This window comes from Veillonella sp. 20925_1_51, from assembly GCF_041431445.1.
In the GTDB taxonomy this organism is placed as follows: domain Bacteria; phylum Bacillota; class Negativicutes; order Veillonellales; family Veillonellaceae; genus Veillonella; species Veillonella nakazawae.
In genome coordinates, this window is record NZ_JAPVXT010000013.1 from 1 (window position 1) to 25,979 (window position 25,979).

Sequence of the window (25,979 nt, forward strand, 5' to 3'; positions counted from 1 at the left end):
TTTTGGGACTTTTTACCAACACATTTTGTCCACCCTCTAAGTTTATCAAAAGAACTTAAAATAGCGATGGATCCAGTAATTTACTGGCTCCATCGCCTATAAAACCAACACGTTTTGTCCTATAACCCCATTCTCGTTAGTAACTAGCACAATAAAAATAGCAGGGCTGCCACCCTGCTATTTTTTCGTTCATATGAGACTATGTCACATATTGACATCCCTTGTCATATATAGAATAACACTTCACTATAGTGTAGTCAATAAATCCTCTACGCAATCACTCTTAAAAGCTTATCCACTCTAAATTCTCAAAATTATTTAAAATTCGTTTATCCATTTTTACCACTTGATTGGAAAACTCTATTCGATTATTAACAAATGAAATATCTGTATACCATTCCTTTAAACTAGCATACACTTCATTCTCTAAATCAATAATAATGGTTTCAATGGGATCCCAGGTTTTGCATCTTACAGACTCGACCATAACCATACTATTACCTATGAAAGTAACGTCCCTACCATAAATCCAAAACGGTAATACTTTCCCCTTTATAGAAATAGAATATATAGCATCTCCATGAGGTGGTTCCGTTTCATATTGTGCTTTTATATTGTACTTTTCCATTATCTCATTGCTAGCATTTTCTATATATGGCAACGTTGAAATCTTGTAATTATCTGCGTTCATAAAAGCTCCATTATTTTTAATATCAACCACAACAAAGAGGACTGTATATCGCTATTTGTGTAAAAAGTATTTTGCTATACTTATTACGAAGATAGTCCGTTGACGTGAGTTAGGTTCATCTCCGCGAGGAGGTGATACTATGACAAATCATGAAGTTACCTATGTAATTATCATAGTTCTGTTATCAGTAGTCACTATCATTGCACTAGTTAAGTAGTACAACGATAAACGCCTAACGTATAGAGGAGTGCAGTCCTCTAACACGTTAGGCGCCATCATAATTTTGTTCAGTTTTAGATGAGCCTAACGCCCTAATCACGTTAATGGGCTCTCTTTATATGTATATTATAAGCTAATCACAATTAAAAAGATAGTACAATAAATACCTCAATTTATTATACCTACACTCTTAATCATTTCTCTAGCCCGTTCAATAGAAATAGGATCATTAAATAAGAACACATGGTTCTGTCCCTCATATTCCCATGATGCTAGGTATACGGAATCATCCACCATTCGATAGGTCACGGTCATACCATTCACAACATCTGTTTTCTGAGGCACGTAATCCTTATAGTCACCTGCGATATTACCAGATACTGTAGATACGCGATACTTAATATATTTTGGCATATCATCTACACGGTCAAAGTATTTTCCTTTTAAAAGCTCATGATAGGCATACACGACTTGTAGTACATCGTGATCCACAATGGATACATGTACGGAACGTAATCCCTCTAAACCACTTGGCAACTGCGGTTTAAAGTTCAAATGTTGCTTAGCCTCATATAGGTTATCAAACACCTCTAGAGATTGACCTTTACGAGTGCTTCTATAATCGCTATCTGTCATAGTACAACTACCGAGTCTGTCAGGACATGGAAACTCATTTCTGTCACCATAGGGCTGATCATAAATAGAATTACCATTAAGACGGAATCTCATCAAATCATCTGCGAACACAACATTGATGGAACCTATAAAAGCTAGCGTAGCTAACGCACATACAACCTTTTTCATGATACAATCCCCTGCAAACAAACTACATTTATTAACTAAATTATATCATTAAAAATTGAAACAGCTATCATCATAAATCTATCCTATTTGATAGTATCTATCGCAAATAATTCTACTATTCAAAATTATTGTAAGTGCTATAATGAACTTATAAAAATGAACAGGTGCTCATATGATAGTGCGTGCATTTTTCCAAACTTATATTTACTAGTTATATCAAGGAGATTATCATGACACATACACGATTAACACAACTCGTACAAGCTTTATTAGATGCACCTACAAGCAATGAAACAGTAAAGGAATTCGCTCAATCTTGGATTAATGCAGAAGGTACACCTAAACAAGAAGAACTTACAAAGCAACTCGTATCCGTAGCAGAACAAAACATTGCACTTATCGATGAAACAATAGGCTTTGCAGGGTCTGAACTTGCTACACAAATCCTTGGCGAAGAAGGCGCAGCTAACCTATTACAACACGCTAAAGACATTAAAGCAGAAGGCGCAGAATTCTGTGACTGCCCTGGCTGTGTAGCTGCTAAAAATATTATTGATTTGAAAGCGGAAATCATGTAGCTTACTATACTCCATTAAGTGGTTATCAACTCAAGGTTGATAACCACTTTTTTATATGATGAATTGCAATAAGTAATGCGACAAAATTAAATCAATTTTTTAATTCCATGTTTAAACATGTCAAATGGTGTTTTAAACCCAAAGCATTTTCTAGGTCGATTATTAATCAGCACTAGTGCTTCTGTTAGTTTATCTAGTGTTACTTTAGCTAAATCGGTTTTCTTAGGAAAAAACTCTCGAAGTAAACCATTACTATTTTCATTAGAGCCACGTTGCCATGCTGCATAAGCATCAGCAAAATACATTGGTATCCCAAACTCGGTTTCAACCTGTTCAAAGCACGCAAATTCTTTACCACGGTCCACGGTAAAGGTTTTAAGTAATTTACTTGTTAATGTGTTGTATAGGGAACTAATAGCTAAAAATATAGAATCCTTAGATCGGTCATCCATCTTTATTGCTATATAGAATCGAGTTTTACGTTCAACAAATGTAGCTAAACACCCTTTACTTTGACCTCTGGAAGACACCATTGTATCTAGTTCCCAATGACCAAAAGTCTCACGGTTTTCAACTTCTTGAGGTCGGTCCTTAATGGTCTTTTTCACATTGAACCGTCCACGCTTTTCTTGAGTACCAGGCTTTTTGCCTTTTCGGCGAAGTACTTTCTCTGTTACAGCAAGAAAACCACGATGGATCCAAGAATATATTGTTTTAAAGCTTAGAACACCAACTAATTCAGAACCAACTATTTCTTCTGGAGACCAAGTTTGTTGTAACCTGGATTCAATTAAAGCCGCTAATTGAGGTGTTAACTTTGTTGGTCTACCTTTATTAGCAGACTTACTAATTGCTAGCTGTTGTGCTTTAATCACAGAATATTCACCTTCAACGCGATTTAAATCCCTTGCTACAGTAGAATGGTGAACGCCGATTAAGCTAGCGATTCTACGAACAGAGTATCCTTCTTTTCGTAAAACTTCTATTTGACTTCGTTTTTCTATGGTAAGATGTATATAACTCATATTAGAGACCTCCGTGTCATGTATTTGTGGTTATTTACATTTTACACGAGATCTCCAATATGAGTCTTTTTATTTGTCGCAATATATTTTACAATTCATCATATACAAAAACGGCCTCTCATGGGGAAGCCGTTTTACGGAACAATATATTTGTGAAAGCTTTACTTCCACAGTCTACTCAGACATTCTTTTGTATCCGTTGAAGCATTTTAAAGCTCACAGCGATATTAACGAAAATAATCAACAGTGTTACGAACGAATAGCCTAATAGCATACAGTTCGCCGATACCACATCATATATCTGATATGTGCAATATCCAGCCGTGACAATACCGCTAAAAACGCCCGGTATATACTGTTGCAGAAAAATACTTTGAATTACATGCCCAATCACATGGTATATATACGCTATGATGACAGTGATGTAAATGTCGAAGCTTTCAAAATACATACTCAAGCCCAGCACAATCAACAAGAGTATGAATTCCTGACAGACGATGGCATTAAATCTGAAGGGTGTAAAAGTGGCTGCTAAAAATTGTTGTTGCAGTTTAGGATTCCTTCGCATGAATCGTGGAAATAGAAGAATCTCTTCAAGTTCGTGCAATATAAAAATGCTCGGGAATAATAAGAAAAAACCATTCAGATCCATAAGATACCTCGTTCACAAGTAAAACTATTTACCACCTTTTTTTACATATGTATCAAGAACTCTTATTTCCCGTAAATAATCTCGTTCAACAGGACTAATAGTTTGATTCTGGTATTTTTGATATTCAGAAAGGACTTTCGCTTGCATTTGTTGATGAGATATATGTCCCTTATCTTGTAATACAGCTTCGCCTGTAGCTGACAAAATCGCATCTATATGCTTTATCCAATCAGCCATTGTCATAGGGACTTCACGCTGGGCCTGTCTTTCCGCAAAATCCAAGTATCCTGAAACTAATTGATTGAGCCCTTGTAATTCTTTTTCTGTAAGATAATTTTTAGCAATTTGAGCCTCTTTCAATGTAGGTAATTCTCCTTTGAAAGTAGTCAATCCCATAAACTCTTTTTTGCTATCTACACGTTTATAAATAACTTCACTAGCCGTATTATGATGAACAGCAAAATGCATCTTATTTTGTACTGTAGCAAAAAATGATTTTGCTTCTACGGATATCGGATTATAATCAACAGCAGTAGAAAATAAGTCCAGCACTTGACGATAAAAAACCTTTTCACTAGAGCGAATATCTCGAATCCGATCTAATAACTCTTTAAAATAGCTGCCACCACCTAATTCTTTCAGTCGCTCATCATCAATAGCAAACCCCTTTATCAAATAATCCTTTAATACGGTTGATGCATATTTTCTGAATTGAATTCCTCGCGGCGATCGAACACGATATCCTATGGCTAAAATCATATCTAGATTATAATAAGCTAACTTTCTTTCAACTGTCCGAGTACCTTCATTTTGAACTGTCAACTTATAGTTGACAGTTTCTTCTTCAGACAATTCCAAATCTTGAAATATAGATTTAATATGCTTGCTAATATTTTGTTTTGTCGTTTGAAATAATTCTGCTATTTCACTTTGACTTAACCAAACAGAACCATCATCAAGTATAAGATTTATTTTAGCTTTTCCATCTTCAGTATTATAAATAATTATATTATTCATCTGAAAGCCTTTCTACCATTACGCCCATAGTAATTCAATATATGTATATCAAATCTTAAAATTAGTATATGTTAAATTAAAAGAAGCCTTCTATATTACTATCATTGTAACACAGAAGGCTCAAGAATTTATCCACTATTAAATTTTTAAAACTGCATTGATTTAACTTGCACACGCAGTACAGTTTTCAATTTAGCGGGCTCCACCTTTTGCGCATCAGACAAGTAGATTTTCCGATGCCACTCGTCGTTAGCACGTTGTAAATTATGAGCAGCGCAGAATTCATCTACTTTCATAAACGATTCCGGTTCATCATCATAAGGCCCGACATGCAATATCTGCACGCAATCCCCATCCTCAATTGATTCGAGCCGCACATCCTTAAATCGAGACAACGATTTTTTCTTGGATACATTCATAATGGCCGCCTCCAACACGTCAGGAGTCACAAAATCAGGTTGTCTGATCATCACCCGATATTGCAGATTATTCTTATCAAACTGCTCCGTATGCTCGATCTGCTTCCAAAGCGCCTCCAGCACAAAAAACTTCATGCTCGGCACCGTAACCTGCACCGCCTGCTGCTTCGGACAATACAATTCCTTTTCGTGCTTGCGCCATTCATGCTTTACTGCTGTCATAATTAACCCCTCTTTCTGAAAAAAAATATATGATTTCTTTTATCGTAAGGGAGGATTATGAAAGATAATTAAGAGCCCCTATGCCAAAGCATAGGGGCTCTTTTCACACACTCGCTTCCACAAGTGATTTTGTATATGGGTGTACCGCTTCTTTAAGTCGTTTTGATTCGATAGTCTCTACAATTTGCCCATCTTTCATAACGATGATTCGGTCTGTTACGGCTTGTAATAGTCCGATGTCATGGCTGACGAATACGTAGCCGAAGGGTTGTTCCGAATGGAGTTTTTGTAATAGGTCTAACACTAGTTTTTGATTCACCGCATCAAGGGCTGATGTAGGTTCGTCAAAGAGTACTAGCTTGGGGTTCATCAACATGATCCGTGCCAATACGACACGTTGTAGCTGACCACCGCTGACTTCGTGAGGGTATTTATACACCGTATTTTCTGGCAAGTCTACTCGTTGCATCCATTTACGGATATCGTCCTTTGCTGACGCCACATCCATAAGCCCATAGTTGATATACGGCTCTAAGAGAAATGCTTCTAAGTTCATTCTAGGCGGAATCACCGCCAAGGGATTTTGGAACATCATCTGCATAGAGCGATATATTTCTGTATGATTTTGAATGGAATGGATATCCTCACCAAAGAGTCGCAAGGTGCCAGATGTAGGTTTTTCTAGCATGGCAATCAGCCTAAGCAATGTACTTTTACCGGAACCACTACCACCAGCAATACCTACACGTTCATTGGGAGCTACGGAAAAGGATACGTTATCAACGGCGTGGACCGTATGATTGTGGTTCGCATATTGTTTACATATATTCTCGAGTTGAATCATACTACACCACTTTCATTACGGAATCTAACAAAATACGAGTATACTCATCTTTTGGATGGGTCATGACCTCTTCGGTAGAGCCTACTTCAACGAGTTGCCCCTTATTCATAACCCCAATCCTATTGGCAATGCGCGCCGCCGCCTTGATATTATGGGTTACAATAATCACCGTTGCCCCAAGAGCCTGTGTTACCTCTTTCATAAGATCCAATACAGAGGCTTGCACCAGCATATCTAAGGCACTAGTCGGTTCATCAGCAAATACGATGCTCGGCTTCAAGATGAGGCTCAAGGCTATTGCCAATCGTTGTTGCATACCACCGCTCAATTGAAACGGATAGGACTGCAAGATACGCTCGCCATCAGTGAGGTAAACGAGCTGTAACATATTGATAACGCGGCTTACATTATAGCTTTCATCATGAGCACGGAATAAATCTTTGAAGTGATTTTCTACGGTGCGATTTGGATTTAGATAGGCGCTGGGATTTTGAAAGATCATAGAAATCTTCGTGCCCCGCAATTGTCGCCAATCACCATCACTCAATGTAGAAACATCGATGCCGTTTAACAAAATTTGACCGCTAATACTAGCTTGTTTTAGCATGCCGAAGGCGGCACGGACCAAGGTAGATTTACCAGATCCACTTTCACCAACAATGGCAAAGACCTCGCCATTAGGTACGGAGAAGGATACATTACGCACCGCCTCTTCCGCACCATATGAAATTGTAACCTTATCAAATACGATACAATCAGATTTATTCAATAGTAGAATCCTTTGTTAATAAGTAGTAATCGATTGGATGTACTGGTACATTTTTAACTTTTGTAGTGGATACAACCGTTGCACTTGGATACAACAAATAGATATCTGCTACGTCATCAACTAAGATTTGTTGCGCTTGTTTTGCAATATTAGAGCGTTCGTTTTGATCAAATGTTACGGACAATTGGTCGATTAACGCATCTACTTGAGGGTTAGAGTAGCCACCAATGTTTGATTTCGCACCAGTTTTGTAGAATAAGCTGAGGAACCAGTAAGGATCGTTTGTAGACATAGTCACTACATTGCGTTCTACTAAATCGAAACCATCTGTACCAAGTGTATCTACTTCATCAGGGCTTTGTAATTTCTTAAGAGTTACAGCAATACCAGCTTTTTTTAATTCTTGTTGAATTTCTTCGTATAAGCTTGTGTCTTTACCCCAAATAGCAATAGTAATCGCTAATTCTTTGCCATCTTTTGCATACATGCCGTTTGCATTCTTAGCGTAACCAGCTTGAGTCAAGATTTGGTCAGCTTTTGCTACATCTGTCATCGGTTTATTAGCAATCGCATCATAGCCTAAGTTGGCAGATGGCGGGAATGGTGCCGACCCTGGTGTAGAGCCATTGCCAATGATTTTAGCCATGGAATCATAGTTAATAATATGAGCAATAGCGGAACGCACAGCTTTATCATGTAATGGAGATGCTTCTGTGTTGTTTGCTTTCAACATAAACACACGAACGCCAGCAACGTCTTGAATATTGAAACCGTCTTTGAACAAGCTGCGGTTAGCAGAGTCCACTTTTTGAATTACGTCTACGTCTTTAGATTGCAACGCCATAGCGCGTTTGTTATTGTCTTCGATGTCTTTTACAGTTACAGAGTCAAGACCTGGTTTGCCGCCCCAGTAATCTGCGAAGGCTGCAAGTTCAATTGTTTCACCTTTTTTGAAAGAAGTGATTTTGTAAGGACCTGTAAGAACTGGTTTAGATGCTATATCTTTAAGATCTGCAGTATCCATGATAGCGAACGCTGGTTCAGTCAAGCTAGATAACAAGGAACCATTAGGTTCTGTTGTTTTAATAATCAAGTTTTGACCATCTACTGCGATGGATTCAATCTTAACAGCTTTTGCAGAACGAGCACTTTGTTTCATTGTGTACTCGATGGACTCTTTTACCTTTTGTGGCGTCATTGGAGTGCCATTGTGGAATTTAACATTTTCACGGATGTGGAATTTCCATGTTGTAGGGTCCACATTTTCCCAGGAGTCTGCTAATTGTGGAGCAAATTTCATATCTGGTGTTACCGTTGCCAATGTTTCACCAGCGCCGATACGCGTCAATGTCCACGCATCCCACTCGTGAGTTGGGTCTAATGTTTCACCAAACCAATACAAACCAACATTCATATGCTTCCCTTGTTTGCCTTGTTTAGCGGTATCACTTCCGCAACCTACCAAGAGAGCTACCATGCACAGCATAGTTAGACATGCTAATAACCAACGTTTCATAACTTCTCCTTTTTGAACATCGCCTCTGTGAAAGAGGCTTTCAACATAAACATCTATACACAGCGCGGTTAGCGAGATACATCGAGGGCATCGCGCAACGCATCACCAATATAGTTAAATAAAACAACAGTAATAAAAATAGCGAGCCCCGGGTAAATTAGCAGCCACGGCGCCGTTTGTAGAAAATCTCGGGAGCTCAACAAGATAGCGCCCCACTCCGGATCCGGCGGTTGCACACCGATGCCTATGAGCGAGAAACTGGCTACCAAAATGATGGCATCACCTAGATGTTGAATAATAACAATCACCAACGGTGGCAATACATTCGGCAGAATATAGCGCCACAGAATTCGTAGATTTGAAGCACCTGACATACGAGCAAAGGTAATATACTCCGCATGGCGTTCAATCTGTACGAGGCCTCTCGTGATACGGGCATATTCCGCCCATTTCGTAATGCACAAGGAAATGATTACATTCGTTATGCTAGGTCCCATAATACCGATGAAAGCAATGGCAATCACCATGTTCGGAAACCCTAGTACCAAATCAATCAAGCGAGATAACCAACGGTCAATGCTAGGTGTAGAGAATCCTGCTAACCCACCAATAGCGATACCGATGGCCCCACTAATGCCAATGATGGTGAAAGCAATTCCTAATGATGCTTTACCGCCATAAAGGATGCGAGACCACACATCACGACCGAGTTGGTCAGTACCTAATAGATGGGTACTACTAATATCTTGTAAGCGGTCCGCGATATTCGTCGTTTCAGGATCAAATGGTGCTATATAGGGAGCGCATAAGAAAAATGCGATCCATAGAGCTGCTAATACTAACATAACGTATAAAGTATAGGGCTTTTGTCTATTCATAAGAGCCTCCTTTTATGGCGGCTCTTCGCTTCGGATTCAGCCAAACACTCAATACATCAATGATAATATTAATTACGATGAACACCATAGTAATCCAAATAATATAGCCTTGCATCAAAACATAATCGCGAGCCATAATGCCTTGTACCATCATGTAACCAATACCTTTTATGGAGAATACCGTTTCAATAACGGCAGACCCACCTAGCATGGCACCCATCGTTACCCCCATCATGGGCAATAACATAAGTCCCACATGAGGGAATATGTAACGGGTGTAGACCATCCATTCTGGCAAGCCTAATGCTCGCGCCCCCTCTACAAAGGGCTGTCGCGACACTTCTAAAATAGCATTGCGCAATCGACGAATATAGAGGCCACATATCCATAAAGCAAGGGTTACCGCGGGCAATACATAGGCAGAAAAGCCATTGGTATTCGTTACCGACACTAGCTGTAATTTAACACCGAATAAGTACAGTAATAATAAACCGACCCAGAACCCAGGAATAGCTAAGGCCAAGAACGTTACTAGACGTATACCATGATCGATCCAAGAATCCTGATATTTTGCAGATACTATACCAAGAGGTATTGTTACTGCAATCCCCATAACAAGAGCTAAGGATACTAACCCCAAGGTATTAGGCAAGGCGCCACCAAGAATGGTCGCTACTGGTAAAGCATACAGAATAGACTCACCAAAGTCCCCTTGTACAATTTGACCTAACCAACGTAGGTATTGTTGCCACCAAGGGTCATTGAGCCCTAACTGCTCTCGTATCTGTGCAACTACAACTGGATCTGGTGTAGCCCCTACAAGATTAAACTTCATCGACACCGGATCGATAGGAGATAATTTTATCAATACAAATGTACCGATAGTAACTACCAATAAAATACCTACAATACTCGCCAAACGCTGTAGTATTAATCGATACAATACATCACCTGCCTTCTTTATCACAAAATAGCTATATTTATATTCTATCAATGTAATGCTTAGATAGATATACCCATGCGGGTATTTAGAATCGTTATCATTATGAAAGTTTTGTATACCAAAACTAAAACGGCCCCTCGTGAGAGGAGCCGCTTCTTATATAACCCTTACAGTGTCCATGCGAGTGCTTCACCACAGCTCGCATGCCTATCCCACTAGGCTGGACTGTTATATTATTTTGTATATGCTGTATGTGCTGTAGGTGCTACAGTATTAGCAATGATCGCTTTTGCCATGTCGCGATTTACAGGGCGTTCAAAGTACATCGCATGGTTTTGACCATCTTTTATCCAACCAGCGAGGTATACCATTTTTTCGCCACCTTTGAAAGTAACCTTTGTACCGTTTACTTTTTCTGTAGCTGTAACGCGATAATCCTTATGATTACCACTGATATCACCTTTTGTAGTACCTACGCGATACACAATACGTTTGCCTGCTGCTTGATTGCGAGTAGAATCTTCGCCAGCTTGGTAAACATACACAACTTGCAAAACATCTTTATTGATTGTGCTTACAGACTCAATATTATAGCCTACAGGTAATACTTTAGGTAGATGAGGCATAATATTCATGTATTTAGCAGCTTCATTAATAGTAGCGAATTCATGAATTGGGCTTGGCATACCAACCATTGGCGCTGCCTGTTCTGCAACTACAGGTTTAGCTGGATCTGGCTTTACATCAAAAGTACCTTGCGCACCAGCAACAGTGTAAGAACCTACACAAGCACATGCAACTGCCATTAATACAAATTTTTTAACCATGAGTATAATCTCCCTTCGGTCAATAAAAAAATTATTAAAAACACATTTATTTTGTATGTGATTTTTCCTCAACAATATTATGGATAATAGCCTTCGCCACATCTCGTGTAACGGGACGCTGAAATTCTAAAGAGTGATTTTGTCCATCTTTCATCCACGATGCAAGATAAACCATTTTCTTACCACCTTTGAAAGTAACCTTCGTACCATCTACACTTTCAGTTTCTATAACCTTATGAATCTTATGGTCATCGCTGATATCACCTTTTAATTTAGTAGATGTACGATAAAAAATAAGAGCACCACCGGCTTTATTTACGTACGGATCTATACCGGGTTCATACACGTACACAACTTGTAAAATATCTTTCTCAATAGTAATGACAGATTGAATATTAAATCCTACAGGCAATAGCTTTGGCATTTGAGGTCTAAACCCTATATATTCAGACGCTGCTTCTACAGTGGTGAACACATGTACAGGACTCGGCATAATAAAATTTGGTTCCCTAGGTTCAACTGAGATTCCACCAGTCATAAGCACAGAACGATCTCCAACAGGTGGATCGTGAGCACTAGTAATGCTATAGGAACCAATAGCTACACATGCTAAAGAAGCCACTAGTAATGTCTTTATCTTTGCTGTCATAACAACAATCTCCAAAAACAAGTTTTGTAAAATTATATTTATTAAAATATGCTTAATAAGTATATCCTAAATGATATAGGATTTCAAGTAATAAATACAACCTATATCATTTTAACAAGCTTAGTATTTAGCCTATTATTTCTTATGCACCATAAAGCCTGCCGCTTGTTGGTTCGCCATGATGGTCACATCAGAGATTTGCAAGCGTTTAGGTTGGTTCGTTACATACAATACTACATCGGCCACATCCTCTGGTTGAACAGCCTCAATGCCAGCGTACACAGATTTAGCTCGTTCCGCATCACCGTGGAATCGTACTTCGCTAAATGGAGTTTCTACGATGCCTGGTTGAATGGTAGTAACCTTAATATCTGTAGCTATGGTATCCATACGAATGCCATCGCTTAATGTCTTTACCGCCGCCTTTGTAGCACAGTACACTGCACCATTAGGATATGCATAAATGCCTGCAGTAGAACCCATATTTACAATATGACCTTCATTTTTATCAATCATAAAAGGCAGTACTGCTTTTGTTACATATAAAAGGCCTTTCACATTGGTATCAATCATAGTCACCGCATCATCAACAGCACTATCTTGGAAAGGATCAAGCCCTTGTGCAAGACCCGCATTATTAACGAGCACATCGACGCCACCAAAAGCCTCGATAGCTGCAGGAACCTTGCTTTCAACATCCTCGCGACTACGCACATCAAGAACTAAAGTCTCAACACGCACGCCATATTCCTTAGACAAACGAGCCTGTACCTCGCCCAATAACTCAGCACGACGACCAGAAATCAACACATTATCGCCATGCTTTGCATAAGCCTCAGCAATACAAAGACCGATACCAGACGTTGCACCAGTGACAAAAATATTATGAGCCATAAAAGCCTCCACATCATCAATCCGTTTTATTCTAATAAGTTAATTATACCATTATGAAAATAAAAAAATGCTACCCTACCCCCTATAATCGATAAAAATAGTGTATACATTGGAGCCTTCTACTATTCCCTAGGATGATATGCTGGCGCATCTGTATGTAAGACAAAAATATTTGAGCTCTACCACAGTTAGAAAATAAATAGGGATACCTATTCGAAGCCGCCTTGGGCGCTACGCGTACCCATGAAGGCTGAGGATAGGTATCCCTATTGTTTTATTTAATTTGATTAGTAGAGCTCAAATACGCTAGCTTTTATTTCAGATGCGCCAACATATCATTTAACACTTCCATGCAATCCCCTACGATGCCATAGTTAGCGTGTTGGAAGATTTCTGCGTTTGGATCGTTGTTAATAGCCACGATTGTGTCAGCACCGGAGATACCGCTCACGTGTTGGATAGCGCCGGAGATACCAAATGCCAAGTATAGTTTAGGACTTACAGTTTTACCTGTTTGACCTACTTGATATGGCAATTCAATCCATCCTTTTTCAACGAGTGGGCGTGTAGCCCCTACAACGCCACCGATAGCATCGGCTAGTTCATAAAGCTTATCAAAGTTTTCTTTAGAACCCATACCACGGCCACCAGCTACGATGATATCTGCTTCTTGGATATTGTAACCATCTTTGCTGAATGGAATGAAGTCAAGACGCTTCATGCGAATGTCTTCAGGCTTGAGGTCAAATTGTTCAATTTGGATACGACCCCAACTATCTGCGATGCGTTCAGGTTTTTTAAATACGTTAGGACGTACAGAACCCATTTGAGGACGATGGTTTGGAGAAATGATTTCCGCCAAAATATTGCCGCCCAAGGCAGGACGTGTCCATTCAACAAGACCCTCATTGGTATCTACTGTCAAGATAGTACAGTCCGCAACAACACCGTTTTGCATGCGACCAGACATGCGAGGCGCCAAGTCACGGCCATTGTTAGTGGCACCAATTAAGAGGATATTAGGCTTGTGATCCTCAAAGAAGTCTGTTAACACCTTAGTGTAGCCATCCGTTGTATAGTATTTCAAAAGGGGGCTTTCAAAAACGTGAACAATATCAGCACCATGTGCTACCAGTTCCTCTGCTTCGGTTTGCACATTTTCACCAAGGAGCATAACTTGAACGAGCTGGCCCAATTCCTTAGCAATGCGGCGAGCTTGACCGATCAGTTCATACGTAACCGGATGTACCACGTCATCGATGGTATCGGCTACAACAAAGACGTCTCTATATTCATCAAAATTTGTTACGGCCATTACCGGTCACCTCCTTTAGAACTTTCATCACCTTTAGCAGCTGCTACCGCCTTAAACTCACTAGGGGACACGCTTTCCACAGATGCAGCCCGTTGTACTGGGTCTTTTACATCTACGCCCTCATCATTATCCTCAACTACCTCAACCGGTGCATCATTTGACACCAATAAATGAGCAAATTTTTCAGGCTTAATATGATAAGCCAATTCAAGAACCTTTTTAGCCCCTTCCTCGATGGATGGCAACATTTCTACCTTGCCACGAAGAGGTGGTTGGTATACCTTGCGCACCCGCGTAGGAGAGCCGTTAAGCCCGATACGACTTTCATCAATATTCGGCATATCGCGCAATGTAATATGAGAAATGGTATAACGTTTCGCATAAATAGAGCTCCAAAGACCTGGTTGGCGTGGTTCATTGAGTTCAGCTGTTGCTGTTACAAGCAATGGCAACGGAACCTCTACGATTTCATAGCCATTTTCATGTTGTCGTTTCACAACTGCTTTTCGGGCAGATTGATCAACGGATAGTTCACAGGCATAGGTAGCTTGTGCCATACCGAGTTCCTCTGCAATTTGAGGGCCTACTTGTGCCGTATCGCCATCGATAGCCTGCTTACCGCAGAAGATAATTTGGAATTGACGGTTCATAGTCCGTTGAATATGACGGATGGCAGACGCAATGGTATAGCTAGTAGCCAATGTATCAGCACCACCGAACGCGCGGTCTGTAACGAGTACCGCATCATCGGCGCCGAGGGACAAACACTGGCGAAGCGCTTCTTCAGCCTGTGGAGGGCCCATGGATAAAACGGTTACACGACTACCTTCATATTGGTCTTTCACCGTAAGAGCCGCCTCTAACGCATGCATATCGTCAGGGTTTACAATGCTAGGCAAGCCTGTGCGGATGAGATTATTTGTTTCCGGATCCAGCTTAATCTCAGATGTATCTGGAACCTGTTTGATACATACTAATAACTCCATACACTCACCCCTGTCTAAATTCTACGCCCTTAGCGTTATGCGGATATTTCCATGTTTTTACTATTGTTTCACCACAAAGAACGCGGCATGTACCGCACTCTAAGCAACCAGCGAAATCAAAGGCTAAATCGCCATTCTCTTGTAATGTATATAGACCGGCAGGACAGCCGTTTACGAGTTTCATTTTCTCTTCGTGGCTAAAACCAGCGCCATCCACCAAGATATGAGGAGACGTTTCATCTACATAATATTTATTGGCGCCCAAACGCTCTTCTAATTTCATAGGGAACGCACCCCTTTCCAAACATCACGAATCAAGGTAAATAAGCCAATGTCTCCGACACGGCGCATAATTTTTTTCATCATTGGCACTGCACCATCACCATTTACAGTGAATACGTCGCGCATCAAATTGTTAACAAATGCTGGGTATTCATTGAAAATACGTGGATGTGTAGCAAGGAATTTAGGCATATTCTTGTAACGCTTCAAATCCTTCAGCAACCAAGAAGCCTTGATTTGACGTTCATACAACTTAGCCACACGGTCCATATTTTCGTCGCGCAAGGCTACGTTAACCGCATCTGCTGCACACATACCGGACTCGATGGCAAGGTCCATACCACGAATAGTATAGCCAAGATTCATACACATACGTGCCGCATCACCGACGATAACATACCCATTACCGCCCAACTCAGGCATAGATTTATAGCCACCTTCTGGTACGAGATGAGCACTATGCTCTTTCAATTGGCCATTTTTCAATAATGGTGCAATTCTTGGATGGCTTGTGAAAGCTGACAGCATATCGTCTACAGAACGATCGGCTTTGCCAATATCTTCAAGGCCTACAACCATACCTACAGAAAGGCTATCTTTATTTGTGTAAATAAAACCACCGCCTAATAAGCCAGAGGTCATATCGCCTAAAGTTAGCCATGCCATACCGTCATCACCAGACAGCATGAGGCGATTTTCAAGATCTTCTTTCTTAAGTTTATATACCTCTTTTACACCTACTGCCATTGTACTTGGATCTGTAGGAGCTGTGAGGCCAGTCTTTTCTAATAATAATGTATTGGAGCCTTCTGCGATGATAACAAGTTTTGCATATACTTCATCATCGTGGCACCGAACACCCACAACACGTTGTTTTTTGCCTTCTCCTTCAGTAATGAGATCTGTTACTTGTACATTGGATACGAGAAGAGCCCCTTTTTTCTCAGCCTCTTCAGCAAGCCATTTATCGAATTTAGCACGTAATACTACGTAGGACTCTTCATTCGGTTGACCATCTTCGTAGCTGTACTCAATAGTCGTCATTTCATTGCCAGCGCCAATAGAAATGCGCTCTTTTGTCACCTTTCGTTCCAATGGGGCACGGTCTCTAAAGTCTGGTACTAACCGTTCTAAAGAATGTGTATAAATACGTCCACCCATCATATTTTTAGCGCCTGGTGCGGTACCGCGTTCAATGAGCAAAACCTTTACTCGCTGTTCTGCGAGGCGTAACGCCGCCGCAGAACCCGCTGGCCCTGCACCAACAACGATAACGTCAAATGTTTCATTGCGATCAATTGCCATATACTCAGCTCCTTTAAATGAAAGCTTAACTTACATAAGTTTATACAGTATATATATATTCTCTATGAAGAACGAAAACACCTTTAAAAAATCGGCAAAAAAAATAAATATATTCTATATTTTACGAAATTGTGTTATATATCACACTATATGATGTATATATACTCATTTTATGCTTATACTATTGCACACTATCTTTTATAGATAAGTGCAATAAAATTCATCAATTCGTGAAATTTATAAGTTTATCTAGCTTTCAAAGGAAAAGTAGCGTATGATAAAAGTAGGAAAAACCCTATACGGAGCAACACGCGTATAATACGACCGCATAATGCAAGACCACGGTCAAGGTTAGGCACTCATTATTTTGGAATTACCAGAGGAGGCCATATGGACCCGTTAAGAATCTTGAAAGCATTATCAAATCCACATCGGTTAGATATTATATTGTGGCTAAAGCACCCAGAGAAAGAATTCGGTGTACAAGTACACACTAAAACTCTTATCGATTTCCCTAACAGTGTAAGTGTTAAGAGTATTCAAAAGCGCTGTGGTGTATCTCAATCTTCCATCTCTACATTTATGAGCATCTTAGAAAATGCGAAACTCGTAGAGTCTCGCAAGATTGATCAGTATACCTATTTCCGCCGTAACGAAAAAGTAATTCGTGAGTTCGGCGAATGGTATAACAAAGAGGTATCCATCCAATCGGATGATATCGATAAATTATTAAAAACGCTTAACTTAGAAGACACTTCGTATCCTACACCAGAGGAAACCTCTGCGCCTGGCGAGCAACTCGCTGCCGAAATCAATACTAAGGGATCCGATTATGATGAAAACAGAAAATAAAATTCTCCCTTATTCACTATACTTAGGGATAAAAGAAAAAGAGCTATAATACATGTAATTATAGCTCTTTTTGATTTTTATATCATAATTCTATCATTATTTTATTAATTTTACTAACAATATTATGGTAATAATAATTCAACTAAAAATGCCCTCCAAAAGGAGGGCATCTATTATATTAGAATTATACTTCTTCTATCGTTGTGCTTCATAGGCTCTGAATAGTTTAGATAGTAATTCAGGTGCCAAACGCAATAAGTCTGGGTTTTCACAGAAGGATACGCGCAATTGTGTTCTGCCTGGATTATTTTCACCTTTTTTGCCACTATAGAAACCATTGAGCGGAGCCATGAGAAGTGTATACTCTTTACCGTCATCAAGGCTTACTGCACCATGTTCAGCACACCAAGAGGCAAATTCTACACCGTCAAAGCCAGGTTTTGCTACCTTCCGTACGTCAATAACAAAATAAATAGAGGCTTCTGGACGAGATACGATGAAATCAGGTTCTACCTCTTTAAAACCTTCATGGAGTTCAAAGATCATCTTACGGTAGTAGTCCCGTTGTTGCTCATACCAGTTATGAAGCTCTGCGTGGCTTTCATGAGCCAAAGCGCCAAAGATATATTGACCTAGTGTATTAGCACTAAGGTTCGCTGTATATTCAGCTACAGATTTTTCATAGCACAATTTATTATCTGTAATGATGGCGCCAATGCGTAAACCACAAGCATTCCATACCTTACTAGCCGTTTCAAGGCTGATACGACGGCCTTCAATGCCAGGCACATCCTTATCGGTTAAAGCCCAGATACTAGATGTTTCTTTCCCTTTTTCGTAAGCCAATTCGCGGTACGCTTCGTCAGAAATAATCCATAAATTATGTTTAACACATAATTTTGTATATTCAATCAAAGTTTCTTTACTGAATAATTGACCTGTTGGGTTATCGTAAGGAATGATGAGCAACGCACCCGGTTTTGTATCGATAATGCGTTGTTCTACTGTTTCAACGGATGGTAACTCAAACTCACCATCTTCGTTAAGTCGACGTTCAACAGTGACCGTTTTACGACCGATACGAAGACCTACCGCATCATAGTTTGTATAAGATGGGTTGAACATTAAAAGAGGGCGTTCCTCTTCACCAGCACCGCCACATACGCCAAGCATGATGATTTCCATCGCCATGGATGCACCATCTGTTACGAGTACATCAAGACCAGTTGTATCAAAGCCTTGGCTGCGCAAAATATGAAGGAATGCTTCGCGGCATTCATCAGTCCCCGTAGTTGGTACGTATGGCACGATGCCATTATGGAACGGGCTATTCACACCGCCTAAATTGAACAACCGTCGCTGCATGGCGGGATGCATAGGACGCATTACATTACCAATAGAACCATTCACCAAAATTGGTGGGTTCTTACGTTCCAAGAATTTAATTTGTCCTAAGCGAATGCCAGATGGCTTGCGAGCCATCATATACGGCGACAATTCTGGTTGTTTCATTCAGATCCAACTCCTCTAAAAAAGAAACTGCCTCGATAGGGAGGCTAATATAGATACCTAATATTATAGTGCTTTTACTATAGAAAATCTATAGTTTTATCATATAGAATTGCTCACCTATCGTTCATATACCATTTGTGCCATAAAGTAAATGCCTCGTCCAATATGATAGGTTTTAGCTAGTATCGATTCATTAGCTAGAATAACGACCTTTTTATTCTTAATCGCTTTTAGATTGGCTAAAGCTGGATCATTATAGTAACTATTGAGTACCGCATCACGGTTAAAATCTGCTCCTTTTATATCCATCGGCACAATGATAACATCAGGGTTAGCCTTGATGAGGTCCTCCTTTTTACCCATGTAAGAGCGTTTTATACCGACTACAGTGGCTGCATTATCTACATTCACATATTTGAGCATATCTTGAATCAATGTATCTGGAGCCCCATATAGGCCATGTTCATTATAAACGGCAACGGTCTTCTTTGGTTCATCACGGCGAGCAAAGCGCAGTGATTCTGTATCTCGAATATAGTTCATCATAGTTCCAACCAAGGTTGCCGCCTTATCTTCACGGCCCAATAGCTGACCTACTGCTTTTGTTTGGTCCTCTACCTCTTTTACCGTCTTAGGCGCTCTTAACAGTGCTACCTTTACACCTGCTTCTCGTAGAGGCCTAACGAGGTCTGTGGCCCCATTGTCATCTTCAACAATGACAATATCTGGTTTTAATGCCTCAATAGCTTTCACATCAGGCGCCACGCGCTGCTTTACACCATTTGATGTTTGGTACGGTGCAGCAGTGCTAGCCACCACAGAATCCCCGGCTAGTTCAGATACAAGATCTGCTGCATTTGGTCCTACCGCTACGATTCGCTCTGCCTTATGATCGAGGATGACTGTCTCGCTCGTGCCATCTACCATTTTATAGATTCCTTTTGAGCTCAACATGCCAAAGATTCCGCCACTGGTGAAAGCATTCCAAGACTTATACATGCCCATAATGGCCACTACTAACACGCCTACAAAGACGGCCAATATGATTAATAAACGTTTTAACTGCATATGCTCTCTCCTCATATACCATTATATTTAACAATACCCTCATAGGTGCTAGGCCCATAGAGCCATTTTGCCATTTGCTCCATAGCTGAAAAAGTTTTTGTGGAATAGCTCATCAAAGACATTTCATGGATAGGATATACATAACCTTTTTTAACAGCTGTTAGATTCTGTAAATCCGGATCTTTCATAATGGCCTCTACATCTTGTTTGTATTCAGGCAACTTATCTAGATAGCGTGTAGGCACAAAGATAACATCAGGATTAATACGGATTAAATCTGCTTTTGTACCCATCGATTTCGTCATATCCACCGTCGTTTTATGATCACGGTACCACCAAACATCAGATAACATATTAGGATCCTTACCATTCTCCGATATAACAAGATTCCCCGCTCCATCGATACCATGCACAGTTTCAATCATGTCCCGCACAATACCAGAGCGATACACGCCATGAGAGCTATTATATAAAGCAATCACAGGCTTTTTATCATTTTTGTGCGGTTCTACATATTTCTTAACCATCCGAGTATATGCAGAAAATGCGCTACTCCGATCTTTCTCATGGAATAGCTTCGCCATCGATTGCGCTGTCTTTATGATGCCATCTAAGCTGTCTTTTTTTGTATATACAAAGACAGGAATGCCTGCTGAACGCAATGAAGCCACAAGGCTCGGTGGCACCGTATCTGATGCGACCACAACCTGTGGGTCATAGGACTTAATAGAATCTACCGTTTGCTCTACGCGACCATTGATCTTAACCGAACTTGCATAGGAAGAGCCATCACTGGCGACAATGTAATAATCACCACCTGCAGATTCGACAATATCGACTGTATTCTCCCCTAATGTAACGACGCGTTCAACATAATCAGGTACTTTCATAGACGTCCCCTGATTATCTACAACCTCCATTTGGTTCCTCGCGGCTAACCATTTGCCTACCGTGCCATGTCTTGGTATAACATCGCCTAATAACTGGGGTGATATAGCGATAACTAAACCAATCACTATAAGAATGCCTAAAAAGATATAATTAAACACAATCCATTTTAAGGCTTTAAGTATGCTCGATTTTTGATTCATAAGCGGCCCTCTCTCATCTGCAACTTACGATTTAAGGATAATTTATATGTTAAGTATACCGTATGAAACTAAGCGCGGTCTACACGGGATATCATCATGAATACGAAGAAAAGACCGAGCCCCATTGAGCTCGGTCTTGCATACGACATGAACAATCAAGCAATCAAATACTTAAATTATCTATCGATTGTTTTACGTCCACTGTTCGTAGAGTTTGAATGATTTGTAGTTTTAGCCGTATGTTTTGTTGTAGAAGCCTTAGTCACAGGTTTTACTTCTTTACCTTTAGCCGGTTTAGCTTTTTCTGCCTTCACAGGTTTAGCCTTTTCTTGTTTTACCTTTTTAGATTTCTCTTGTTTCACTTTCACAGGGTTTTTAGCATTAACTGCTGCGCCTGCTGGTTTAACAAAAGCATTATTAAGGTTTGTCGCCACTTGTAGTGCTACGTCAGAGCTTGGCGTAGATACGATGGATTGGCCAGCCACAGTTACAGTGCCACCACTATAGGATGCAGAGCCTGGTGTAATTTGGTTGTTATGGTACAACCGTGCCAATTTACCAGCCATGTAATACGCCCGTTCTTCCCCTGTATAACGGCCGCTACCTGCTGGGGTATAGATATTATCACCATTTACATAAACAGCACCTTTAGATACGTTTACGTGGTTTCCAGAGTATGTGTACATGCGAGCAATATTATTGTTCACACGGTCTGTTAACTTAGGATGATTGTTCGGTGCCACTACTTGTGAAAGCCCTTCACGATAGTGTTCCCCCACTTTGTTGCGTAGTACCGCCATAGAACCAGCTGCACCGCCCACATTATATGGAGATTCACTTAAAATCTTGAATCCTAGTTCATCGGCTGCTTTTTCTTGGCTCATTGTAAACACTTGGTTAGACAAGTAGTTACCTACTACGTTGGATAAAATGGCAGCCCCTTCGCTACCGCCTGCAGCGATACCTACCGCAGTAGATAAGCCAATTTGTTTTTTAGCGCCATTGATAATATCTTTGTGCTCACCATGAGCAATTTCATGGGCCATTACATAAGCCAATTGATCATCATCAAGGGTATCCAAAGCACCTTTGTTAATAGACATAACGCGACCAAGCGTTGCAAAAGCATTGAACTCCTCATCAGGGTTTGCATATACAACGTAAGAACGTTTTACGCTCGGCGTAGCCTCTAACGTTTTCATAATGCGATTTACACGTTCTTGAGCTGCACTATCGTTCAAGTAACCTGTTTTTTCTTTTGTACGAGCCAAGCTCTCTTTTTGGCCTTGCTCAGAATTATCCATTTTATTTAAAGCAGTAGATACGTAAGCCATAGCAATAGCGCCACCAGCTAGTGATTGTACCGCACCAGATGCCGCTTGTACAGGCGCTGTTTGCATAATAGCAGGCGCCATTGTCGCTGCCATAGCTACAGATAACGTAGCTGCTGTAAATTTCTTGTTCATTCTCTCAACCTCTCAAATTGATTAACCATATAGTAATAAAACAAATTATCACACTAGATTTACACACTATGTATATAGTATCGCTCCATGGTAAATATAGAATGAATAATGGAACAATCATTCATCTGTTAGCTATACGTTGACGCTATACGTTAGTTATAAAGATTTATTTACCTAATATGCATAATCCCACTATCGAAAATTAATCAACGATTGTACTAATTATTCATTGTCTACTACTGGTTTAGCTGAAAGCACTACCGCTTCTTTACCGTCTTTAGAAACAGCGCCACCATGGGTATAGCCTACTACATCAAAGCCCGCCTCTGCACACTGCTCTGCGATGCTTTCATAATTTTCATTCTTACCACGCGTACACGTAGAAAGATGAACTGTAGTGACACCTTTTTTCTTGAAAGCCTCGATTTTCTTGGCTAGATCACCACCACTATGTGTAAAACCTACCAACTCAATATCCTCATCTGCATAACGCTCAAAGGAATCCGCTTTATTCATAAATGCTTTTAAGCAACCGCCACAAGAACAGCGCTGCATTGTATCCTCATTCACGAGAACCGCAATTTTCTTAGTCATAAGACCTCCTATTAAAGTATAGTTTGAACTTTAGTATAACATATGTATTGAGAAATGATGTATCTTAAAGCACATAAGATACTGATAAATATATAAGTAAAGATATCGTAATTTAATATTAATTGAATACTGCTAGTTTTATATCTCTCTAGTAAATGGTTAAATAAAGGTATTTAAATTACTAGACCATTGTTTATAACAATAAATGATACAACTTGATTTCTTCTTCTCATAGACCTTGAAAGATACTTAACTACCGTGAGATTTGAATAGTGATTACAAGAGTAACATAATCTACCCATTACATCTTTGAGCTACAAAAAACTACCTTCTTATCTATATAGTAAAGATAAGAATTTAGAGTATATAAACTATTTAAAATTGAAGCGTGATAGCATATATGCTATCATAGAAGAAAGAAGGATTGGGATGGAGAAACCTAAGTTTAGATATATTATTACACATGGATTTACTAAGAAAACGCAGAAAACACCTAAAAGAGAGATAATTCATGCCAAACAAATTAGGCGCGAGTTTGAGGAGGAATATTATGCCAACAATTAAATTTGACGATTTTCTGAAAGAACAATTAAAAGATCCAAAGTTTAAAGCCAGATTTGAAAAAGAATCGGCTAATCTAGAAAGTGCTATAGTGATTGCAAAAGCTCGTGAAGCAGCCGGTTTAACACAACGTGATTTAGCTGAAAAATCTGGTGTCCCTCAATCCACAATTGCAAGAATAGAACAAGGTGCAAATACAAGTATTAGTACTCTCTGTAAGATTGCATTTGCTTTAGATAAACAAGTAAAGATAAGTTTAGTATAAAACAACCCCCCCTATAAGCTAGTTAACGTGGCTTATAGGGGGGGGTATCTTTTCTTGTAGAGTAAGATTTACGTATTACATAATAGCTTCTTCGCGGCCAAATTTACCGTTTATGTATTCTCCATAAGCGAGGAGAAGCTCTGTTTTATTGGTCATAACATATGGCCCTTGTTTTACCACTGGTTCATTGAGTGGTTCTCCAGCGAGAACGAAGATTTCAAGACCTTCATCACCAGACTCTACTTCAAAGCGCTCTCCATCATTATTGAAAAGTACAAAGTCTCCAGATTCTATGCTTTCACTATTGGCACTGCCTGTACCATTAATCACAAGGAAGCCTGTATTCCAAGTCATATTCTCAGAAATAGAGCTCCATGAATTAGGTTGAAGTTTTAATTTGTAAATATTCATCGGTGTATGGGATTTAGCAGGACCTGTTATATGTCTGAAAGCACCGGTGTAAACGATGGTATCGATTGTTTCATCAAGAGATTGATACCGTCCCATTGTGGTAGCAGGTATATATTGATATGCAGGCGCATCATTTTTATGACGTTCAGGTAGATTTACCCACAATTGTAAGGCATGGAACAAACGCCCCCGCTTTGCAGATTCTTTTTCATGAAATTCTCTGTGTATAACACCACTAGCGGCAGTCATCCATTGCACATCACCAGAGTGGATAACACCACTATTACCAGCTGCATCTTTATGCTCAATGGAGCCGGAGAAAGAAAATGTTACCGTTTCAAAGCCTTTATGAGGATGTGGAGTATCCCCTGTATCAAAAGGACTGGCCTCAAAATAATATGGCTCGTTATAGTCAAGTAATAAAAATGGAGACATACGATCAAGCATAGGTGACTCATCGCCATTAGGGAAGTACTGACGTACTCTAAATCCAGTGCCTACCCAATGAATATCAGGAGCTTTAATAATTCTTTCAATTGTTCTTACAGGATTCATTCTATCACCTCTTAATCAAACAGGATTCATAATAGTTGTACCATATATGAATAGTTGCTCATATATCCTAATACTATTATATCTAATTTATTCGATATGTCAAGGGAGGGCTATTAGAATAGTAATTTACATAAGTTTCGAGCTACTCAACTAATTTACGATGCGATACCATAGGTGCTACGCACCGCGGTATCAATTAATTACAAGTATTTGAAGATGCTCAACACTTGTACGGTTCAGTAACATTGGTGCTTCGCACCGCGTTACTGGATGGATATGATTTGCCTCCTACCACTAGCCACGACTTCCTATCACACTCGCCCATGGCAATATATAATACATTATGGCAATGTACAGACTTAACTATAGGGCTTCGTCGAACCTGATGCAATGGACGTATGCGTCGCTGCGCTCCTTTACGCCCTATTGCCCTAGGTTTCACACGCCGTCTGACACGGACACCTACATGGATAGTACCTCTACAACCTTGGCTGGAGACGGCTCTAGCAGGTATGAAAGCTGTGCTCGTTAGAGCACAAAAATAGAGGGCCAACCCTTTAGGGTTGACCCTCTATTTTATGCTTAATCAGCGGCTTCCTATCCTCCCAGGCCGTCTCCAGCCAAGTACTTTCGGCGTTTATGAGCTTAACTACTGTGTTCGAGATGGGAACAGGTGAATCCTCATAGCCATCGCCACTGAATTTGTCAGAGTTTGTACTCTGAAAACCACATAGAAGTTATATATATTTGTTGCACATTCTGCTTAATG

Annotated in this window: 28 protein-coding genes and 1 rRNA gene; 4 read left to right on the forward strand and 25 right to left on the reverse strand. The window is 40.0% G+C overall.

The window, feature by feature from the left end; translation table 11 throughout:
* Positions 1–283: 283 nt before the first annotated feature.
* Both O3607_RS09360 and O3607_RS09365 read right to left on the reverse strand, forming a co-directional pair.
* Positions 284–691 carry a hypothetical protein gene (locus O3607_RS09360; protein ID WP_009351901.1) on the reverse strand — a complete coding sequence of 136 codons (408 nt, stop codon included), beginning with the start codon at positions 689–691 and terminating at the stop codon, positions 284–286.
* A gap of 387 nt (positions 692–1,078) precedes the next feature.
* On the reverse strand, positions 1,079–1,714 hold the full coding sequence (locus O3607_RS09365; protein WP_287499706.1) for a hypothetical protein: 636 nt from the start codon (positions 1,712–1,714) through the stop codon (positions 1,079–1,081).
* A 230-nt stretch (positions 1,715–1,944) separates the two neighbouring features.
* Between O3607_RS09365 and O3607_RS09370 the strand changes: the two genes are divergently transcribed.
* Entirely contained in the window at positions 1,945–2,292 is a 348-nt protein-coding gene (locus tag O3607_RS09370; RefSeq protein WP_287499707.1) for a hypothetical protein, read from the forward strand.
* An 86-nt stretch (positions 2,293–2,378) separates the two neighbouring features.
* On the opposite strand, the gene O3607_RS09375 is transcribed toward O3607_RS09370, so the two are convergent.
* The 16 genes from O3607_RS09375 to O3607_RS09450 all read right to left on the reverse strand — a co-directional run bounded on the left by O3607_RS09375 (position 2,379) and on the right by O3607_RS09450 (position 16,835).
* The gene (locus O3607_RS09375) at positions 2,379–3,317 is read right to left on the reverse strand and encodes an IS30 family transposase (RefSeq protein WP_287499708.1); all 939 of its coding nucleotides are present in this window, start codon (positions 3,315–3,317) and stop codon (positions 2,379–2,381) included.
* 178 nt (positions 3,318–3,495) lie between these two features.
* Entirely contained in the window at positions 3,496–3,969 is a 474-nt protein-coding gene (locus O3607_RS09380) for an HXXEE domain-containing protein (RefSeq protein ID WP_005387404.1), read from the reverse strand.
* Positions 3,970–3,993: 24 nt separating this feature from the next.
* The gene (locus O3607_RS09385; RefSeq protein WP_005387399.1) at positions 3,994–4,986 is read right to left on the reverse strand and encodes a virulence RhuM family protein; all 993 of its coding nucleotides are present in this window, start codon (positions 4,984–4,986) and stop codon (positions 3,994–3,996) included.
* A gap of 146 nt (positions 4,987–5,132) precedes the next feature.
* A complete protein-coding gene (locus O3607_RS09390; RefSeq protein ID WP_371443774.1) occupies positions 5,133–5,627 on the reverse strand; it encodes a GyrI-like domain-containing protein in 495 nt (164 codons plus the stop codon).
* A 103-nt stretch (positions 5,628–5,730) separates the two neighbouring features.
* The gene (locus O3607_RS09395; RefSeq protein WP_371443038.1) at positions 5,731–6,471 is read right to left on the reverse strand and encodes an ABC transporter ATP-binding protein; all 741 of its coding nucleotides are present in this window, start codon (positions 6,469–6,471) and stop codon (positions 5,731–5,733) included.
* Between the two features lies 1 nt (position 6,472).
* A complete protein-coding gene (locus tag O3607_RS09400; RefSeq protein ID WP_129823509.1) occupies positions 6,473–7,240 on the reverse strand; it encodes an ABC transporter ATP-binding protein in 768 nt (255 codons plus the stop codon).
* The gene (locus tag O3607_RS09405; RefSeq protein WP_308518812.1) at positions 7,233–8,756 is read right to left on the reverse strand and encodes an ABC transporter substrate-binding protein; all 1,524 of its coding nucleotides are present in this window, start codon (positions 8,754–8,756) and stop codon (positions 7,233–7,235) included. The genes O3607_RS09400 and O3607_RS09405 overlap by 8 nt, the downstream gene beginning before the upstream one ends.
* A gap of 68 nt (positions 8,757–8,824) precedes the next feature.
* Complete coding sequence (locus O3607_RS09410) at positions 8,825–9,634, reverse strand: ABC transporter permease (RefSeq protein ID WP_060924164.1); 810 nt, start codon at positions 9,632–9,634, stop codon at positions 8,825–8,827.
* Positions 9,627–10,577 carry an ABC transporter permease gene (locus O3607_RS09415; protein ID WP_039969471.1) on the reverse strand — a complete coding sequence of 317 codons (951 nt, stop codon included), beginning with the start codon at positions 10,575–10,577 and terminating at the stop codon, positions 9,627–9,629. The genes O3607_RS09410 and O3607_RS09415 overlap by 8 nt, the downstream gene beginning before the upstream one ends.
* Positions 10,578–10,810: 233 nt before the next feature.
* Positions 10,811–11,404 (reverse strand): hypothetical protein, encoded by a 594-nt coding sequence (locus tag O3607_RS09420; RefSeq protein WP_039969470.1) that lies wholly within the window; start codon positions 11,402–11,404, stop codon positions 10,811–10,813.
* 46 nt (positions 11,405–11,450) lie between these two features.
* Positions 11,451–12,053 carry a hypothetical protein gene (locus tag O3607_RS09425; protein WP_371443775.1) on the reverse strand — a complete coding sequence of 201 codons (603 nt, stop codon included), beginning with the start codon at positions 12,051–12,053 and terminating at the stop codon, positions 11,451–11,453.
* A gap of 135 nt (positions 12,054–12,188) precedes the next feature.
* Positions 12,189–12,947, reverse strand: a complete 759-nt coding sequence (locus tag O3607_RS09430) for an SDR family NAD(P)-dependent oxidoreductase (protein ID WP_105089558.1) — start codon at positions 12,945–12,947, stop codon at positions 12,189–12,191.
* 313 nt (positions 12,948–13,260) lie between these two features.
* The gene (locus O3607_RS09435) at positions 13,261–14,262 is read right to left on the reverse strand and encodes an electron transfer flavoprotein subunit alpha/FixB family protein (protein ID WP_060924160.1); all 1,002 of its coding nucleotides are present in this window, start codon (positions 14,260–14,262) and stop codon (positions 13,261–13,263) included.
* The gene (locus O3607_RS09440) at positions 14,262–15,248 is read right to left on the reverse strand and encodes an electron transfer flavoprotein subunit beta/FixA family protein (protein WP_060924159.1); all 987 of its coding nucleotides are present in this window, start codon (positions 15,246–15,248) and stop codon (positions 14,262–14,264) included. Before O3607_RS09440 ends, O3607_RS09435 begins: the two co-directional genes overlap by 1 nt.
* A gap of 4 nt (positions 15,249–15,252) precedes the next feature.
* The gene (locus O3607_RS09445; RefSeq protein ID WP_024065077.1) at positions 15,253–15,531 is read right to left on the reverse strand and encodes a Ferredoxin-like protein; all 279 of its coding nucleotides are present in this window, start codon (positions 15,529–15,531) and stop codon (positions 15,253–15,255) included.
* Complete coding sequence (locus O3607_RS09450) at positions 15,528–16,835, reverse strand: FAD-dependent oxidoreductase (RefSeq protein ID WP_155086816.1); 1,308 nt, start codon at positions 16,833–16,835, stop codon at positions 15,528–15,530. The genes O3607_RS09445 and O3607_RS09450 overlap by 4 nt, the downstream gene beginning before the upstream one ends.
* Before the next feature lie 390 nt (positions 16,836–17,225).
* On the opposite strand from O3607_RS09450, the gene O3607_RS09455 reads away from it, so the two are divergent.
* Positions 17,226–17,687, forward strand: coding sequence for a helix-turn-helix transcriptional regulator (locus O3607_RS09455; protein ID WP_060924158.1), 462 nt, complete (start codon positions 17,226–17,228; stop codon positions 17,685–17,687).
* A gap of 195 nt (positions 17,688–17,882) precedes the next feature.
* Here O3607_RS09455 and O3607_RS09460 read toward each other — a convergent pair whose 3' ends face one another.
* The 5 genes from O3607_RS09460 to O3607_RS09480 form a co-directional block, all read right to left on the reverse strand.
* Positions 17,883–19,199 carry a pyridoxal phosphate-dependent aminotransferase gene (locus O3607_RS09460; protein ID WP_371443776.1) on the reverse strand — a complete coding sequence of 439 codons (1,317 nt, stop codon included), beginning with the start codon at positions 19,197–19,199 and terminating at the stop codon, positions 17,883–17,885.
* A gap of 117 nt (positions 19,200–19,316) precedes the next feature.
* On the reverse strand, positions 19,317–20,267 hold the full coding sequence (locus O3607_RS09465; protein WP_371443777.1) for an ABC transporter substrate-binding protein: 951 nt from the start codon (positions 20,265–20,267) through the stop codon (positions 19,317–19,319).
* Between the two features lie 11 nt (positions 20,268–20,278).
* On the reverse strand, positions 20,279–21,358 hold the full coding sequence (locus tag O3607_RS09470; protein ID WP_371443778.1) for an ABC transporter substrate-binding protein: 1,080 nt from the start codon (positions 21,356–21,358) through the stop codon (positions 20,279–20,281).
* Positions 21,359–21,534: 176 nt separating this feature from the next.
* Positions 21,535–22,824: a M48 family metalloprotease gene (locus O3607_RS09475; protein WP_371443779.1), complete on the reverse strand. Its 1,290-nt coding sequence runs from the start codon at positions 22,822–22,824 to the stop codon at positions 21,535–21,537.
* Between the two features lie 222 nt (positions 22,825–23,046).
* Positions 23,047–23,418, reverse strand: coding sequence for a CGGC domain-containing protein (locus tag O3607_RS09480; RefSeq protein ID WP_371443780.1), 372 nt, complete (start codon positions 23,416–23,418; stop codon positions 23,047–23,049).
* A gap of 429 nt (positions 23,419–23,847) precedes the next feature.
* Between O3607_RS09480 and O3607_RS09485 the strand changes: the two genes are divergently transcribed.
* Together O3607_RS09485 and O3607_RS09490 are read left to right on the forward strand one after the other, a co-directional pair.
* A complete protein-coding gene (locus O3607_RS09485; protein WP_371443781.1) occupies positions 23,848–23,982 on the forward strand; it encodes a type II toxin-antitoxin system RelE/ParE family toxin in 135 nt (44 codons plus the stop codon).
* Positions 23,969–24,244, forward strand: coding sequence for a helix-turn-helix domain-containing protein (locus O3607_RS09490; protein ID WP_009352030.1), 276 nt, complete (start codon positions 23,969–23,971; stop codon positions 24,242–24,244). The genes O3607_RS09485 and O3607_RS09490 overlap by 14 nt, the downstream gene beginning before the upstream one ends.
* A gap of 75 nt (positions 24,245–24,319) precedes the next feature.
* Here O3607_RS09490 and O3607_RS09495 read toward each other — a convergent pair whose 3' ends face one another.
* Both O3607_RS09495 and rrf read right to left on the reverse strand, forming a co-directional pair.
* Complete coding sequence (locus O3607_RS09495; protein ID WP_371443782.1) at positions 24,320–25,210, reverse strand: pirin family protein; 891 nt, start codon at positions 25,208–25,210, stop codon at positions 24,320–24,322.
* A 584-nt stretch (positions 25,211–25,794) separates the two neighbouring features.
* Positions 25,795–25,911, reverse strand: a 5S ribosomal RNA gene (gene rrf, locus O3607_RS09500).
* Positions 25,912–25,979 lie beyond the last annotated feature (68 nt).

Bases quoted from the DNA above. Each gene is read 5' to 3' on its own strand.
- O3607_RS09360 (WP_009351901.1), bottom strand. From the start codon at position 691: ATGAACGCAGATAATTACAAGATTTCAACGTTGCCATATATAGAAAAT.
- O3607_RS09365 (WP_287499706.1), bottom strand. From the start codon at position 1,714: ATGAAAAAGGTTGTATGTGCGTTAGCTACGCTAGCTTTTATAGGTTCC.
- O3607_RS09370 (WP_287499707.1), top strand. From the start codon at position 1,945: ATGACACATACACGATTAACACAACTCGTACAAGCTTTATTAGATGCA.
- O3607_RS09375 (WP_287499708.1), bottom strand. From the start codon at position 3,317: ATGAGTTATATACATCTTACCATAGAAAAACGAAGTCAAATAGAAGTT.
- O3607_RS09380 (WP_005387404.1), bottom strand. From the start codon at position 3,969: ATGGATCTGAATGGTTTTTTCTTATTATTCCCGAGCATTTTTATATTG.
- O3607_RS09385 (WP_005387399.1), bottom strand. From the start codon at position 4,986: ATGAATAATATAATTATTTATAATACTGAAGATGGAAAAGCTAAAATA.
- O3607_RS09390 (WP_371443774.1), bottom strand. From the start codon at position 5,627: ATGACAGCAGTAAAGCATGAATGGCGCAAGCACGAAAAGGAATTGTAT.
- O3607_RS09395 (WP_371443038.1), bottom strand. From the start codon at position 6,471: ATGATTCAACTCGAGAATATATGTAAACAATATGCGAACCACAATCAT.
- O3607_RS09405 (WP_308518812.1), bottom strand. From the start codon at position 8,756: ATGAAACGTTGGTTATTAGCATGTCTAACTATGCTGTGCATGGTAGCT.
- O3607_RS09410 (WP_060924164.1), bottom strand. From the start codon at position 9,634: ATGAATAGACAAAAGCCCTATACTTTATACGTTATGTTAGTATTAGCA.
- O3607_RS09420 (WP_039969470.1), bottom strand. From the start codon at position 11,404: ATGGTTAAAAAATTTGTATTAATGGCAGTTGCATGTGCTTGTGTAGGT.
- O3607_RS09425 (WP_371443775.1), bottom strand. From the start codon at position 12,053: ATGACAGCAAAGATAAAGACATTACTAGTGGCTTCTTTAGCATGTGTA.
- O3607_RS09430 (WP_105089558.1), bottom strand. From the start codon at position 12,947: ATGGCTCATAATATTTTTGTCACTGGTGCAACGTCTGGTATCGGTCTT.
- O3607_RS09435 (WP_060924160.1), bottom strand. From the start codon at position 14,262: ATGGCCGTAACAAATTTTGATGAATATAGAGACGTCTTTGTTGTAGCC.
- O3607_RS09440 (WP_060924159.1), bottom strand. From the start codon at position 15,248: ATGGAGTTATTAGTATGTATCAAACAGGTTCCAGATACATCTGAGATT.
- O3607_RS09445 (WP_024065077.1), bottom strand. From the start codon at position 15,531: ATGAAATTAGAAGAGCGTTTGGGCGCCAATAAATATTATGTAGATGAA.
- O3607_RS09450 (WP_155086816.1), bottom strand. From the start codon at position 16,835: ATGGCAATTGATCGCAATGAAACATTTGACGTTATCGTTGTTGGTGCA.
- O3607_RS09455 (WP_060924158.1), top strand. From the start codon at position 17,226: ATGGACCCGTTAAGAATCTTGAAAGCATTATCAAATCCACATCGGTTA.
- O3607_RS09460 (WP_371443776.1), bottom strand. From the start codon at position 19,199: ATGAAACAACCAGAATTGTCGCCGTATATGATGGCTCGCAAGCCATCT.
- O3607_RS09465 (WP_371443777.1), bottom strand. From the start codon at position 20,267: ATGCAGTTAAAACGTTTATTAATCATATTGGCCGTCTTTGTAGGCGTG.
- O3607_RS09470 (WP_371443778.1), bottom strand. From the start codon at position 21,358: ATGAATCAAAAATCGAGCATACTTAAAGCCTTAAAATGGATTGTGTTT.
- O3607_RS09475 (WP_371443779.1), bottom strand. From the start codon at position 22,824: ATGAACAAGAAATTTACAGCAGCTACGTTATCTGTAGCTATGGCAGCG.
- O3607_RS09480 (WP_371443780.1), bottom strand. From the start codon at position 23,418: ATGACTAAGAAAATTGCGGTTCTCGTGAATGAGGATACAATGCAGCGC.
- O3607_RS09485 (WP_371443781.1), top strand. From the start codon at position 23,848: ATGGAGAAACCTAAGTTTAGATATATTATTACACATGGATTTACTAAG.
- O3607_RS09490 (WP_009352030.1), top strand. From the start codon at position 23,969: ATGCCAACAATTAAATTTGACGATTTTCTGAAAGAACAATTAAAAGAT.
- O3607_RS09495 (WP_371443782.1), bottom strand. From the start codon at position 25,210: ATGAATCCTGTAAGAACAATTGAAAGAATTATTAAAGCTCCTGATATT.